14 protein-coding genes are annotated in these 13,294 nt (G+C 58.9%); 13 read left to right on the top strand and 1 reads right to left on the bottom strand.

Features of this window, described 5'->3' with window-relative positions; all coding sequences use genetic code 11:
* Nucleotides 1–301: 301 nt before the first annotated feature.
* Genes QUE41_RS07055 through QUE41_RS07115 form a run of 13 tightly spaced genes read left to right on the top strand, consistent with a single transcriptional unit; the run spans nt 302 to nt 10,863 of the window.
* On the top strand, nt 302–730 hold the full coding sequence (locus QUE41_RS07055; RefSeq protein ID WP_286342169.1) for a hypothetical protein: 429 nt from the start codon (nt 302–304) through the stop codon (nt 728–730).
* Entirely contained in the window at nt 727–1,062 is a 336-nt protein-coding gene (locus QUE41_RS07060; RefSeq protein ID WP_286342170.1) for a pilus assembly protein N-terminal domain-containing protein, read from the top strand. The genes QUE41_RS07055 and QUE41_RS07060 overlap by 4 nt, the downstream gene beginning before the upstream one ends.
* Nucleotides 986–2,062, top strand: coding sequence for a type II and III secretion system protein family protein (locus QUE41_RS07065; protein WP_286342171.1), 1,077 nt, complete (start codon nt 986–988; stop codon nt 2,060–2,062). Before QUE41_RS07060 ends, QUE41_RS07065 begins: the two co-directional genes overlap by 77 nt.
* Nucleotides 2,059–2,526, top strand: coding sequence for a hypothetical protein (locus tag QUE41_RS07070; protein WP_286342172.1), 468 nt, complete (start codon nt 2,059–2,061; stop codon nt 2,524–2,526). The genes QUE41_RS07065 and QUE41_RS07070 overlap by 4 nt, the downstream gene beginning before the upstream one ends.
* Complete coding sequence (locus tag QUE41_RS07075; protein ID WP_286342173.1) at nt 2,523–3,728, top strand: CpaE/TadZ family protein; 1,206 nt, start codon at nt 2,523–2,525, stop codon at nt 3,726–3,728. The genes QUE41_RS07070 and QUE41_RS07075 overlap by 4 nt, the downstream gene beginning before the upstream one ends.
* Nucleotides 3,725–4,993 carry a TadA family conjugal transfer-associated ATPase gene (locus QUE41_RS07080; protein WP_286342174.1) on the top strand — a complete coding sequence of 423 codons (1,269 nt, stop codon included), beginning with the start codon at nt 3,725–3,727 and terminating at the stop codon, nt 4,991–4,993. The genes QUE41_RS07075 and QUE41_RS07080 overlap by 4 nt, the downstream gene beginning before the upstream one ends.
* Nucleotides 4,990–5,907: a type II secretion system F family protein gene (locus QUE41_RS07085; protein WP_286342175.1), complete on the top strand. Its 918-nt coding sequence runs from the start codon at nt 4,990–4,992 to the stop codon at nt 5,905–5,907. Before QUE41_RS07080 ends, QUE41_RS07085 begins: the two co-directional genes overlap by 4 nt.
* A complete protein-coding gene (locus QUE41_RS07090) occupies nt 5,904–6,773 on the top strand; it encodes a type II secretion system F family protein (protein ID WP_286342176.1) in 870 nt (289 codons plus the stop codon). Before QUE41_RS07085 ends, QUE41_RS07090 begins: the two co-directional genes overlap by 4 nt.
* A gap of 14 nt (nt 6,774–6,787) precedes the next feature.
* A complete protein-coding gene (locus QUE41_RS07095) occupies nt 6,788–7,981 on the top strand; it encodes a tetratricopeptide repeat protein (RefSeq protein ID WP_286342177.1) in 1,194 nt (397 codons plus the stop codon).
* Nucleotides 7,978–8,490 carry a TadE/TadG family type IV pilus assembly protein gene (locus QUE41_RS07100; RefSeq protein ID WP_286342178.1) on the top strand — a complete coding sequence of 171 codons (513 nt, stop codon included), beginning with the start codon at nt 7,978–7,980 and terminating at the stop codon, nt 8,488–8,490. The genes QUE41_RS07095 and QUE41_RS07100 overlap by 4 nt, the downstream gene beginning before the upstream one ends.
* Complete coding sequence (tadF, locus tag QUE41_RS07105; RefSeq protein ID WP_286342179.1) at nt 8,490–9,053, top strand: tight adherence pilus pseudopilin TadF; 564 nt, start codon at nt 8,490–8,492, stop codon at nt 9,051–9,053. The genes QUE41_RS07100 and tadF overlap by 1 nt, the downstream gene beginning before the upstream one ends.
* On the top strand, nt 9,053–10,297 hold the full coding sequence (locus tag QUE41_RS07110) for a TadE/TadG family type IV pilus assembly protein (protein WP_286342180.1): 1,245 nt from the start codon (nt 9,053–9,055) through the stop codon (nt 10,295–10,297). Before tadF ends, QUE41_RS07110 begins: the two co-directional genes overlap by 1 nt.
* Nucleotides 10,294–10,863 carry an OmpA family protein gene (locus QUE41_RS07115; protein ID WP_286342181.1) on the top strand — a complete coding sequence of 190 codons (570 nt, stop codon included), beginning with the start codon at nt 10,294–10,296 and terminating at the stop codon, nt 10,861–10,863. Before QUE41_RS07110 ends, QUE41_RS07115 begins: the two co-directional genes overlap by 4 nt.
* 302 nt (nt 10,864–11,165) lie before the next feature.
* Here the strand turns inward: QUE41_RS07115 and QUE41_RS07120 are convergent, their stop codons facing one another.
* A complete protein-coding gene (locus QUE41_RS07120; protein ID WP_286342182.1) occupies nt 11,166–13,199 on the bottom strand; it encodes a methyl-accepting chemotaxis protein in 2,034 nt (677 codons plus the stop codon).
* Nucleotides 13,200–13,294 lie beyond the last annotated feature (95 nt).

Genomic DNA, 13,294 nt, shown 5'->3' on the forward strand with positions numbered 1-13,294 from the left:
GTTTTCTATATTTTCTTTAGAAGAATTTCTGATTGCGCCACAGCCCGAAGTAGCAGCCGTAGAGAATAGGGTCAGAGAGGTCGAAGTGGCACGTCTTGTTCGGGACGTAAGTCGCTCTGAGTCCGTAGACAAAACCTCTCTCGAGTTTATTTCATTGAATGAAACCGCAGTTCTGAACCAGAACATTACACCCGCCAGAGAACTTAAACTCACAAAGGGAAGTGTTTTTGGCGACAACTATAAGGCTGGAAGCTTTTTATTATCTGACATGGTGTCGAACCCCGGTGATAAAGGGTATCTGATGCTGTCCATCGGCGACAAATATGTCCCCTATTTTTATTCTTCCGACGACAACCAAGCCATCGATACCATCCCCATTGCCGTGGGTGATCGGGTGAGTTTCGTGGCCACGACTGCCGCCACCCACAATATCAAAGAGGCGGGTTATGCCGAGATCACCGACATCACCAGCCGGGTGATTGTTGAGGACGCCAAGGTGATTCAGGTGCTCAGCGCCCCCCAGAACCAGCAGGATCAGGAGGAGAGCGACAGCAGTTTGCTGATTGCCCTGACCGTGGAGCAGGTGCTTCAGCTGGAGATGGCCAGGAAGCTGGGAGACATCACACTGGTACCGTCCCGTCTGACCGGTAATACCCTGTCGGTGAAGAGCAGTGACGTCATCGAGCGTCTCAGCGGTGTTCGCGAGCTTCGTGCCGGGGAGGCCCAATGATGATTATGAGAGTAACGGCCTGGCTGGTGGCCCTGCTGGTGACCGTGGTCATGGCACTGATCCCCGCCACCGCCGCCACCTACAACCTGGATGAGGGGGGCGCCAAGACCCTGAGATCCAGCAAGCCCATCGATACCGTGTTCATCTCCAACGCCAAGGTGGCGGACTACAAGGTGGTGGACAACCACAAGGTCGTAGTGTTTGGTGTCTCCCCCGGATTGTCCACCGTGATCCTGTACGATCAAGAGGGGGGAATTGGCCAATCACACCCTGGTGGTCAACCTCAATCCCAAGGTGCTGGAGCAGCTGGTGGCCGCTCACTACCCGGATGAGAAGATCACCATCCGCAATGTGCTGGAGCAGGTGGTGCTGGAGGGCACCGTCTCCAGTGAATCGGTCAAGCAGTCGGTCTATGAGTTGGTGGGTGAGATGCTGACCAAGGAGGTTCAGGTCAATGAGATCGTCCTCAACGACACCAATGGCTATGAGCTGGCGAATCTGGAGTATGGCCGAACCAGCCTCTACCGCGGCGTCATCAATAACCTCAAGGTGCTGACCACAGAACAGATCAACGTCAAATTGACGGTGGCAGAAGTCTCCAGCGGCCTGCTGAGCCAGTTGGGTGTTCAATACGGATCCGAAGGGGCGGAAGCGGGTCAATTCGTGGATTACCTGACCAACTTCTCTGCCGATGACATCATCTCTGTCATCTCCGCCAAGAAGGACGAGACCCTGGGACAGGTGTTGGCTGAGCCTAACCTGTCGGTCATCTCCGGTGAAACCGCCAGCTTCCTGGTGGGCGGGGAGATCCCCATCGCCGTGCGCACCGACGACACCGTCTCTGTCACCTACAAAGAGTACGGCATCATGCTCAACCTGGTGGCCAAGGTGATGGACAGCGACAACATCCGTCTGTCGCTGATGCCCGAAGTGAGCTCCATCGATCCCCAGAACACCTACGACAGCACCATTGCCAACATTCCGGCGCTGCGCACCCGCCGTGCTCACACCACGGTTCAGCTGAAAGATGGTCAGAGCTTTGTTCTGGCCGGCCTGCTCACCTCGGAAGAGAGAGAGCTGCTGTCCCGGGTGCCCCTGCTGGGAGACATTCCGGTGCTGGGCAGCCTGTTCAGCCATACCGAGTCCGATTACACCAAGACTGAGCTGATCATTGTGGCCACGGTCAACCTGGTGCAGCCCACCTCGCCTGAGCGTGTGCGCCTGCCGATGATGCAACGCACCAGCGATCTGGAACGGCTGCTGGGGATCGAGTTCAGCAACCCTCAGCAACCTGAACTGCAAGAGGTTCTGACCCAGGGAGGTTTCCGATGAAACAGATGGTTTTCCTTTTGGCCGTGTTGTTGTGTGGCTGCAGCGCCACCCAGGCCCCGGAGCGCGCCAAAGTGATGGTTCGTCAAATGGAGACGCGCCTTGAGCTGGCCTCTGTCAGGCTGCCCGATGCCGGACATCGCACCCAGGCGTTCATCAACGAGCTGAGTGAACACTCCGACCACCTGAGCCTGCGCATTCAATATGGCCCGGGCGCCGAAGAGATGGCCAATGCCCTCAAGCTGTCCGCCTATGGCCAGGGGGTGTCCCCGGTGCGAATCAACCTGGTTGCCCTTCCCGGCAGCGCCAGAGACAAACTGACCCTGGATGCCCGTTACCTGCTGATTCAGAGTGACGGTTGTGGTCGCCTCTCTATGGCCAACCGGGAGCAGTACAGCTTCGGCTGCACCCTGGAGTACAACCGCACTCTGTCTCTGACCAACCCGCTGCCCGGAGGTGCTGAATGAACCTGAGCAGCATCTTTAAAAGCGGCGGTGCGGAGAAGAAGGAAGCCAGCCAATGTCTGGATCTGGTGGTGTCGCCGGACTCTGAGTTGCGTGACCGCGTCATGGAGGGCTACGCCATCGAGGGCTTCGGTCAGCCCAAGGTGGAGGGCAGCCTGGAAGCGGTCCGTGACTGGGCCGAGAGTGAATATGGCTCCCGCACCCTGATTCTGGATCTTCGCCATGCGGATCCCGAGCAACTCAAGGGCATCGTCGAAGCCCACACCACCCAGTTGGACGTGCAGATCAGCGTGATCATCCTGGGAGAGTCCGACTCCATCAAGCTGAAAAACTGGGTGGAGACCCAGGGCGCCCGCTATGTGCTCTGGGAGGGCAATGTCAACGCCCTGATTCACAACGTCGGCGATCTGCGTCGTCCCGGCCCCGCCATCGGAAGCTACAAGGCCAGGACCGCCAAGCGGATTCTGGTGCTGGGCAGCAAGGGCGGCGTCGGCGTCAGCTGCGTCAGCAGCGCCCTGGTGCACCTGTTCTCCGCCAAGGCCGGCCTGCCGACCCTGCTGGTGGACCACGACAATGGCGCGGTGAGCAGCGATCTCTACCTGGGTATTGAGGGGCTGAAGATCCGTCAGAACAGCTCGGATCTCAGCCACAAGGAGATCGATGCCTCCATCGCCCGCACCTATCTCAACCGAATTAATGACCGGGCGGACTGCCTGATGCTGGAGAGCGTCAACAACTGCGTCGGCTTCCATGCCCCCAACCTGTTGGAGCTCTCCCGTCAGCTGGCCCAGGACTACAACTTCATCATCGATTCGGTGCCCTCCACCCTGTTTGACGAGGTCAACGATCCCGGGTTTGCCGAGCGTTATCACCGTATCTATGTGGTGTTGGACCCATCGGTCAGCTCGTTGCGTGCCTACAACCAGTTGAAGAGCAAGCTGGACAAGATCCCTCACCGGGTGATCGTCAACCAGTCTCGTCCCAACGGCGACTATGCCCTGAGCATGGCCGATGCCCTGGATAAGCTGAAGATGGAGTCCGCCATCTCCCTCGGCTATGAGGCGGGCCTGGAGAAGGGGCTGATTCAGAAAGGGCACTCCTTTATCGAATCCAAGAAGCTGCTGCGCGCCCTGGCCACCATCGTCGATGAGCTGGCTGGCAAACGCATCTATGGCGGCGGTCGACTGAGGTGGTTGTCCCGATGAGCATATTGAAGAAGATCTACATCGATCTCAGGGATGAGATCTTCGATGCCATTGACGCCGCCAGCATCGGCGACGTCAGCAAGGAGGAGCTGCAGGAGCAGTTGCGTCTCTCCGTGGACCTGCTGGTGGATCAGCGTCAGCTGCAGGTTACCAGCATCCAGCGCATGGAGCTGGTGCGCGCCCTGTTTGCCGAGCTTAAGGGGCTGGGGCCCCTGCAGGCGCTGCTGGAGAACGACGACATCTCCGACATCATGATCAACGGACCCAACGACATCTTTATTGAGATTGGCGGCAAGGTTGAACGCTCCGAGATTCAGTTCGTCAACGAGAAGCAGCTGAACACCATAGCCAAGCGCATCGCCTCCAACGTGGGCCGGCGCATTGATGAGGCCAAGCCGCTGTGTGACGCCCGCCTCGAAGATGGCAGCCGGGTGAACATCGTCATTCCGCCCCTGGCCATCGACGGCACCTCCATCTCCATCCGTAAGTTCAAGCAGCAGAAGATCCAGATGGAAAATCTGGTGGAGTTCGGCGCCCTCTCCATGGAGATGGCCAAGCTGCTGACCATCGCGTCTCACTGCAAATGCAACGTGCTGATCTCCGGTGGTACGGGTTCGGGAAAAACCACGCTGCTCAATGCGCTGTCGGCCTTCATTGGCGAGACCGAGCGTATTGTCACCATCGAGGATGCGGCGGAGCTGCAGCTGCAACAGCCCCATATCGTCCGCCTGGAAACCCGTCAGGCCAGTGTCGAGGGCACGGGGGCCGTGGATGCCCGGGAGCTGGTGATCAACGCCCTGCGGATGCGTCCGGATAGGATCATCGTTGGTGAGTGTCGGGGCGGCGAGGCGTTTGAGATGCTGCAGGCGATGAACACCGGCCACGATGGCTCCATGTCCACCTTGCACGCCAACAGCCCCAGGGACGCCATTGCCCGGGTAGAGAGCATGGTGATGATGGCCACTGCCAGCCTGCCTTTAGCGGCGATTCGCCGCGCCATCGTCAGCGCCGTCGACCTTATCGTTCAGGTCAAGCGTCTGCATGACGGCAGCCGCAAGGTGATGTACATCTCCGAAGTGGTGGGCCTGGAGGGTGAGAACGTGGTGCTGGAGGACATCTTCCGTTTCGAGACCGGCATCGATGGCTTTTCCGGTAACCGTATCCGAGGCGATTTCCGCACCCCGGGTCTCTCTACCCGCTCGGTGATCTATGAGCGTGCCCGCTTCTTCGGTCTGGAACAGGAGCTGAAGGAGATCTTCTCATGATTCGCCTGGCCTTCCTCCTGGTGCTGTTCGGCCTGCTGTTCATCTGGTGGCAGGATAGAAAGCGCCACAACAAGATGGACAAGATGATCGGCATGGAGCGGGAGCTGGAGGCTCAGGAGGTGGCGAGGATGGTGATCGACGCCAGCCGCTTCGATGCCAGTTTCAAGACCCGGATGAGGGCACACTGGAAGAGCCTGATCAAGCTGATGTCCCCCAAGCCCCAGGTGAAGATGACGCTCTATTTCTGCGTCTCCACCACCGGGCTCTACCTGCTCAACGAGATGCTGCTGCACCTGAGTCTGCCCATGCTGCTGGGTTGGGGATACCCCATCACCTTCGTGCTCTTTGTGATGCAATTACAAAAGATGCGCGAGCAGAGGTTTCAGGATGACTTTCCCGATGCCCTCAATATCCTGGCCGGGGCCCTGTCCGCAGGTCAGAGTGTGGTGCACGCCTTCGAGTATGTGGGCGAGCAGCTGGATAACGATGTGGGCCGGGAATTCAAGCTGATGTCCGAGCGTCTGCTTATCGGTGAAGACCCGGACGATGTGCTGCAGCGAAGCGGCAGTACTTTCCCCTATGTGGAGTACTTCTTCTTTGTCTCCACCATCCGCCTCAACCTGAGCCGCGGTGGTCAGCTCAAGGATGTGATCAATCGCATCAACCGGCTGATGTTCGACGCCCGGGCACTGGATAAGAAGAAGAGTGCCCTGACCTCGGAGGCGCGGGCCTCCGCCAAGATTGTGGCGGCGCTGCCCTTTATTTTCCTGCTGATCCTCAAGTACACCAGCCCGGAGAACTACAACTTCGTGATGTTTGAGGAGGGGGGGAAACCCATCTTCTACTACGTGCTGATCAGTGAGTGCATCGGCTTTGCCTGCATCGCCTGGATTCTGCGGGGGGTGGACTCATGACCTACATACCTCCCTATGTGTTCTATCTGGCTGCGCTGGTTTCCGCGCTGTTGCTGGCCTGGGTCGGTTCCCGTATCTGGGACCGGTTCGCCACCCGATGGAATGTGAATGCCCTGCTGGGCAACGGCCAGGGTGAGAAGCCCCAAGGCCAGTGGGTGGACAAGGTGGTCAGCCCCTTCAGCTTCAACCAGAAGGAGATGGAGAAGAAGCTGGCCAGCGCCGGCATCTATCAGGAGTGGGTGGCGCAAAGTTACTACTTCCTGAAGTTCATCCCCTTTGTGGTGGTGCTGGCGGTGGGGATCTTCCTGGTGATGCGCGGCTACGTGGACTCCACCAAGTTTATCCTGATGGTCAGTCTCAGTGCCGTGGTGTTTCTGGTGGTGCCGGACATCTACCTGGATATGCGGGCCAAGAAGCTGATTCGCAAAATCAGCGGCCGCTTGCCCTTCCTGCTGGATCTGATGAACGTCTGTGTCCATACCGGGATGACGGTGGAAGCCGCCCTGGACCATCTGGCCGGTGAGCTGGTGATGGTGGACAAGCACCTGGCCCGGGTGGTTCGCATCACCGTCGAGCGCTCCAAGGTGGTGGGGATCGAAAAGGCGATCCATGAATTTTATGAACTGGTGCCCACCAGCGAGGCCCAGAGTTTTGTGATGACCATTGTCCAGAGTCTGCAGTATGGCTCCTCTGTGGGGCCTGTGCTCTCTGGTCTGGCATCGGATATTCGGGAGATCAACATGATGAACCTGGAGGAGAAGATCGGCAAGTTGGGGGCCAAGATGTCCATCCCGCTGATCCTTTTCATCATGGTGCCCATCGTGGTGTTGATTGCCGCTCCCGGCATTATGCGGATGTTGAGTTAGAGAGGATGATAACCATGACTAGAACCCTGAGCGCCACCCTGTTGGCAATGAGTCTGGTCGGGTGTGCCAGCCAGCCGGTTGATGATCCACTGGATACTCGCGAAACCCTGCTGCAGGCCGCCAACAACCAGCCTGGCCTGGTGGCCCACTACAAGGCCAATTTGCAGCAGAAACCGGAATACAAGCTGGCCCTGATCAACGTCTATCTGGATCAGGGTGACATTCGCTCCGCCGAGCTGTACACCAGCCTGCTCTCGGAACAGGATCGCAAACAGGCTCAGGTGAAACTGGCCCTGGCCCGAATCGACTGCCAGAAACAGAACTGGCAGGTCTGTGAGCAGAAGCTGGAGGAGTATCGCCAGGCCGGGGGGGACACGGTGCAGTATTTGCTGAATCTCGGCCGCGCCAGCGCGGGCCAGGGTCGCTTTGAACAGGCCTTTGCCCAGTTTGAGGAGGCCCGCCGGCTGGGGGCCGAAGACCTGCTGGTACAGAACAACCAGGCGGTGGTGAGGATGATGCAAAAGCGCTACACCGATGCCATGGCGCTGCTCTATCCCCTCTACCTGAGCCACCCGTCCGATGGCGGCATTCAGGCCAACCTGATTCTGGCATCGATCCAGGCGGATCGGCCCGAGGTCGCCCTGGATGTGCTGCGTCAGCAGTTCGATGAGCAGCAGGCTCAGCGTCGTCTGCAAGCCCTGGTTGGGGGCATGAAACCCAAGCAGAAGAGCCAGGTGTTGTGGATGAATGAGGACGCTCAGCAGGTGCCGCAGGCCAGAGAGCCTGAGAGCGTCGTCCAACCTCAGTCAGAGCGGGTCGCCGAAACAGAGGTGAAGCCCAAGAGTGCACCTGAACCTCAGAACATCGACAAAGATAAGTCGCAGCCCGCCGGGGACCTTCCCCCATCTCCCCCGGCGGTTGCGGCGCCCCCTGCTCAGCAGGTTGCTCAGTGCGTCATTGAGCCTGCCCAGGATAAGCAGTTCTGCATTCAGGTGACCTCCTGGGATCGCCCCCTCAGCCAGAGGATGCGCAACGACTTTGCCAAGCGTTACGGCAGTCTGTTTGAACGCCACGTAGAGGATCGTTACCGCTACTGTGTCAGCGAGTTTGACACCCTGGCCGAGGCCAAGGCCTTCCTGCCGCAGATCTCCGAGTCCGGAGCCTATGTAGTGACCAAGACCAACTGCCATAAGCAGGTGGCCCCATGAAACGCCAGAGCGGGGTGATCGCCGTCGAAGCGGCCCTGGGACTGCCGCTGTTGATCCTGATGGTGCTTGCCTGGCTGGAGTTTTGTGTCCTCACCTACGCCATGAGCGCCACCGACCACGCCCTGGCTACGGCGGTTAATGCTGCAAAACGTCAGGGCAGCCTCAGCTCCACTACGGTGGCGGATTACGAGTATGCCCTGCTGCAGGCGCTCATCGAGAACGGGGTGACCTGGTGGATGAGCTCCGAGGAACTGGCCGCCATGACCGCCGATGTCCTCTATTTCGACAGCATGGCCGATTACGCCTCCTGCAGTGCCGGAGGGGCAGATCTGCTCAGTTGTGCCAAGGCCCGAACCACGGGTCTCAACGCGCCGGTGGCGGTCTATCTGGTGGATTACAGCTACAAACCCATGTTCAACATCTATCTGCCTGAGCTCAAGGTTCACCGGGAGGTGGCGGCAATTCAGGAATATGAGCGCTGTAAATTCAAGTATTGGGATGGCTGCTGATGAAGAGAATCCAAGGGGTATTCACCGTCGAGCTGGCTCTGGTGCTGGTGGTGCTCTCCAGCTTCTTCGCCCTGCAGGTGAACTACATGATCGCCGTGGCCAAGAAGGGCGCCATGGACAGGGCGGCCTACTCGGCGGCCGCCCTAATTGCCGAGCGTCGCCAGTTCTTTGACGATGAAGGGTATATCTGTGGCGTCAATGGTGGCGATGCCACCAAGTGCAACACGTTGATGACTGAGATCCGGGATGTGGTGGAGGGCGCCATGGCCCGGGCGCTGTCCAGCTTTGACGCCAACGATATGGCCATCGTGGTGGAGGAGTACATTCCCGCGCCCCCTGCGGCGGCCTACACGGTGCGGACCCTGGGCGACAGCACCGGCTGCGATCTGGTCTCCATCAACAACGCCGCCATGGACGCGCTTTCGCCCCTGACCTCCAAGAGCCGGAAGCTGCCCATCTACCAGATATCGCTTTGCTATAAGACCGAATTTAATCTGCTGGGCGCGGTGGAGGGGGATCCCTTCAACATCGTGGCCAGCTCCATCTCCTTTGCGAGGTTCTGATGATGCGAACGCCGAAACAACAACAGGGTGCGGCGATGATCATCTTCGTCGGCCTTTTGCCAGTGATGATGATGCTGTTTGCCTTCGCCATGCATCTGGCCCAGCAGATGCTGGCTCACGCCCGTTTGCTTGAAGCCGCCGAGGTGGCCAGCCTGGCGGTGGCGGCTCAGAACGAACCGACCCAGGCTGAGTCAGAGAAGCTGGCCAAGGACATTGTCGATTTCTACATCAAGGACAACGTGGGTGAGCTGGCGGTGAGTGTAGACCAGAGTGCCTGTACCTACGCCAGTGGCTGCATGCAGGAAGCGGGGGAGCTGGCGCCCTCCATGCAGTCGGATGTGGTGGTCCAGGCCAAATACAACAGTTGGATCAGCTACAACGAGATTGGCATCAAGGATCAGTTTGATCTCAAGGGGGGCTCACTCTCCAAGCGTTACCTGCCCAAGCCGGTGGATGTCTATTTCATCGTGGATTTCAGTTACTCCATGAGCTGGGCCTGGACCAACGGCGAACCCAAGTTCGACATCGTGAAGGACACCCTGGCCAGGGTGGTGGACCAACTCAAGCTCTATAACCAGTACAACCAGGATAAGAGTCGCATCGCCCTGGTGGGCTTCAACAAGTTCAGCGTACGCAAGGTCAACGGCAGCCGGGTGCTCTACGATATGGACATCTATGACACCACCACAGAGACGGTGGCGCGGATGTTTGAAGACAAGCCGCCGGCCTCCAGTTACTACCAGTATTACGACTACTACTATCCGAGAAACTTCCACGATGTGCCCCTGACCGAGGATTATGACCATTTCCTGGCCGAACTGGACACCATGACCGCCAGCGCCCGTTACGCCGGCACCCACTCCTGGCAGGGGATGCTGAGGGCGGCGGTGGTCTCCAACGAGGCCACCAACCTCAATCCGGACCAGGTGTTTATCGTACTTTCCGACGGTCACGACAATGAGATCACCTACAACGGGGTGAAGACCAACCGTTACCTGAAGATGCTGGTGAACTCCGGCCTGTGCCAGAAGCTGTTTGACAACATGAGGGGCAAGACCGGCCGCCATGGGGAGGAGATCTCGGTGAAGGCGGGGGTGATCGGTATTGATTTTCTGCTCGACCAGGAGAGCAACGGGTTTTACAACTGCGTGGGAGAGAAAAACATCTACCACGCCAGTCAGGGACCGGACGTGTACAAATACATTTTGCAGATGCTGAACGAAGAAACGGGGCGACTGAAATGATGAAACTGAGCAAAATTGCCGCCTTGGGCCTGCTGGCCTGGACTCTGGCACCACAGAACGTCCTGGCGAGTTGCCTGGACAGCCAGGCACTGTACAAGCAGAGCAGTAAACAGACCGGAGCCTGGGCCATTACCCACCATGACGGTGATCGCTTGCTGAAGGTGACGCCACTGAATGAGGTCGGGGCATCGAGTGAAACCGTCTCAGAGAGCAGTGACTGCTCCTTCGATCTGGACAGACTGACCCTGGTGCTCCACTACGAGCTGGACAAGTTTGAGCTGACCACGGATCACAAACAGGCCTTGCTGGAGCTGGTGGTGATGGTGGAGCAGGGGGGCTCTCTGGCCCTGGGGGTCTCCGGTCACGCCGATCACCTGGGCAGCGACCAGTACAACCTGAGCCTGTCCCAGCGGCGGGCCCAGGCGGTCTCTGAGTTCCTCAAACGGGTGCGACCGGACCTGGCCACCGAATCCTACTCCTTTGGCGAGTCCAGCCCGGCGTGCAGCCGGGAGGAGAACGCCAGTCTCGGCTGTAACCGCCGGGTGGAGATCAGGTTGAAAATTTAGTTAGACATCTCCCAACGAGTGTTTTTGGGCGCCCCTTTTTTTGCTTTGGATAAAGTTTAATAGCTGCTATCGAGAAGCTTAAGTCCTTAAGAATATGGTCAGCGGTTGTCTAGGCAGTTCCTGTGTTACTGAACCGGTTAGCAGGGCTGACAATTCACAGTTTCTCGTGACAAAGAGAGCTGAGCCCTGTCAGGGCATAACGTCTTGGTGAGAGCTCCATTGGTATTGTTGGAAAAGGTTGTTCGCGTGTAAGGCTGACATAAAAAAGAGGCGCCTTGGCGCCTCTTTTCTGTTTTTTCCCATTAGCTGAAGTGGGACACCTGCTCGGAGAGGTTGGTGGACAGGCGCTGCAGCTCCTCGGCGCTGGAGGCAGTCTGGGCTGAGGTCTCTCTGGTCATGCGGTTCAGATCGCTGACCTGGGTGGCGCTGGCGGCGATCTCCTGGCTCACCTGGGCTTGCTGCTCCGAGGTGGTGGCCATGCTCTCCGCCATGGAGGCGATGCCCTGGATCTGCTGGCGAATGGCGCGGAAGGCGTCACCGGCGGTGTGGGCCTTGTCGCTCACCTGGACGCTGGAGGTCTGGCTGGCGTTCATCATGGCAACCGCCGACTCGATCCGGCTTTGCAGCTCACCGGTGATGCCGATCACCTCCTGTACCGAACTCTGGGTGCGGTGGGCCAGTTGGCGAACCTCGTCAGCCACCACGGCGAAGCCGCGTCCCTGTTCGCCGGCTCGGGCGGCTTCGATGGCGGCGTTCAGTGCCAGCAGGTTGGTTTGCTCGGCCACGGCGTCGATCATCGAGGTGACCGATTCGATGCTTTTGCTCTGCTCATGGACCTGATGAATGGCGTCGGTGGAGTGATTCAGCTGCTCGCCCAGGCGGGCGATCTCCTGCTCCATATCCTCTACCATGGTGGCGCCGTTTTCGCTGTCGTCATCGGCGCTGCGCACGTTGTTGGCCACCGCCTCTACCTGCTCGGCCACGGAATGGGCGGAGGAGGCCATCTCCTCAATGGCGGCGGCCATCTGGTCCACCTGTTGCTGCTGCTGATCCGCCTGGGCCAGGTTATCGCCGGCAAATCGGGCCACGCCGTCGGAGGCCTGGTCGGATTCGCTGCTGGTGTGTTTGATCTGCTCCACCAGGCCCTTAAGGCCGCTGGCCATCTGCCCCATGTTGGCCATCAGCTGGACAATCTCGTTATTGGAGTCGCTGCGCATCTTGGGGATGTCGATGCTGACCCGGCCCTCTCCCAGGGCGCGCATATAGCCGTTGGCCTCGGTCAACGGCGCCAGCAGACGGCGCACCATCCAGAGCAGCACCAGGATGGTCACCGCACCGGCCACGGCGGCAATCAGAATGATGTCCCTTAGAATGATCTGCGATTCCTTGGTGACCTCATCGATGAAGGTGCCGCCGGAGATCACCCACTGCCAGCCGGGGACCTTGGCGTAGGCCATATACTTCATGCCGGTGAAGCCATTGTAGGTGTGAGGGTACTGAACCACGCCGGAGTCCCCTTCGAACAGCTTCTGGAACGGTTTCTCCTCGGTGGCCATATCGATGATGTTCTTGCTCAGGTTGTTTTTGTCCGGATGGTGCAGGTATTGGCCGCGGTCCTTTTCAGCATCGCTGAACACTATGGTGTAGCCGGTGTCCCCCCAGTTCACCTGGGCCAGACTGTCAAACAGGGCCTGCGCCGACTGGTCAACCGGCAGGGCCACCACCACGGCGCCGATCATGGTGCCGGCATTGTCCCGCAGCGGGGTGTAGTAGGTCAGATACTGCTTGCCGTAGAGGTCGATCTTGTTGTGGTAATCCTGCCCCTGGATCAGGGCCTGATAGCTGGGGCTGCGTCTGTCCAGCTGGGTGCCGACGATGCGCTCTCCCTGCAGATTGGTCAGTGAGGTGGAGAGGCGGTAGAAGTCGCTGCCCTCCTTGGTGAAGATGGTGGCCCCGGCGTGGGTATCTTCCAGGAAGGCGTCCACCAGCATGTTGTCGCTGACCCGGTCGCCGAAGATGACGAAGTCGGTCAGCTCCTTGCCCTTGATGGTGACCTTGGTGCCGCTGACCTCCAGATCTTCCATGTAGCGGCTACGCAGGCTGGTGACCAGAATCTTGGCTTCCTCCAGGTAGCCTTTAAAGCTCTGTTCCAGGGTCAGGCTCAGGGCCTGGACTTTGGATTGGTGTTCGCTTAGGGCTTTCTCCATCAGGGTGCGGTTACTGTCCTGATAGACCAGATAGGCGGTTGCCGAGAAGGCCAGGGTGACCAGGAGGGCGACCATCAGTCCCAATTGCAGGCTGAGGCTTCGATGTTTGAGGGTGGATAATAGGGCCACAAGATTCTCCCCGAATCGCTAGAGGTGTGTGTTTTGCAGAGGCGGTATCGCCTGCTGTTATTTATCGGATGGGAGAAAGCTGGGCTTGAATGGCG

Source organism: Ferrimonas sp. YFM (assembly GCF_030296015.1).
In the GTDB taxonomy this organism is placed as follows: Bacteria; Pseudomonadota; Gammaproteobacteria; order Enterobacterales; family Shewanellaceae; genus Ferrimonas.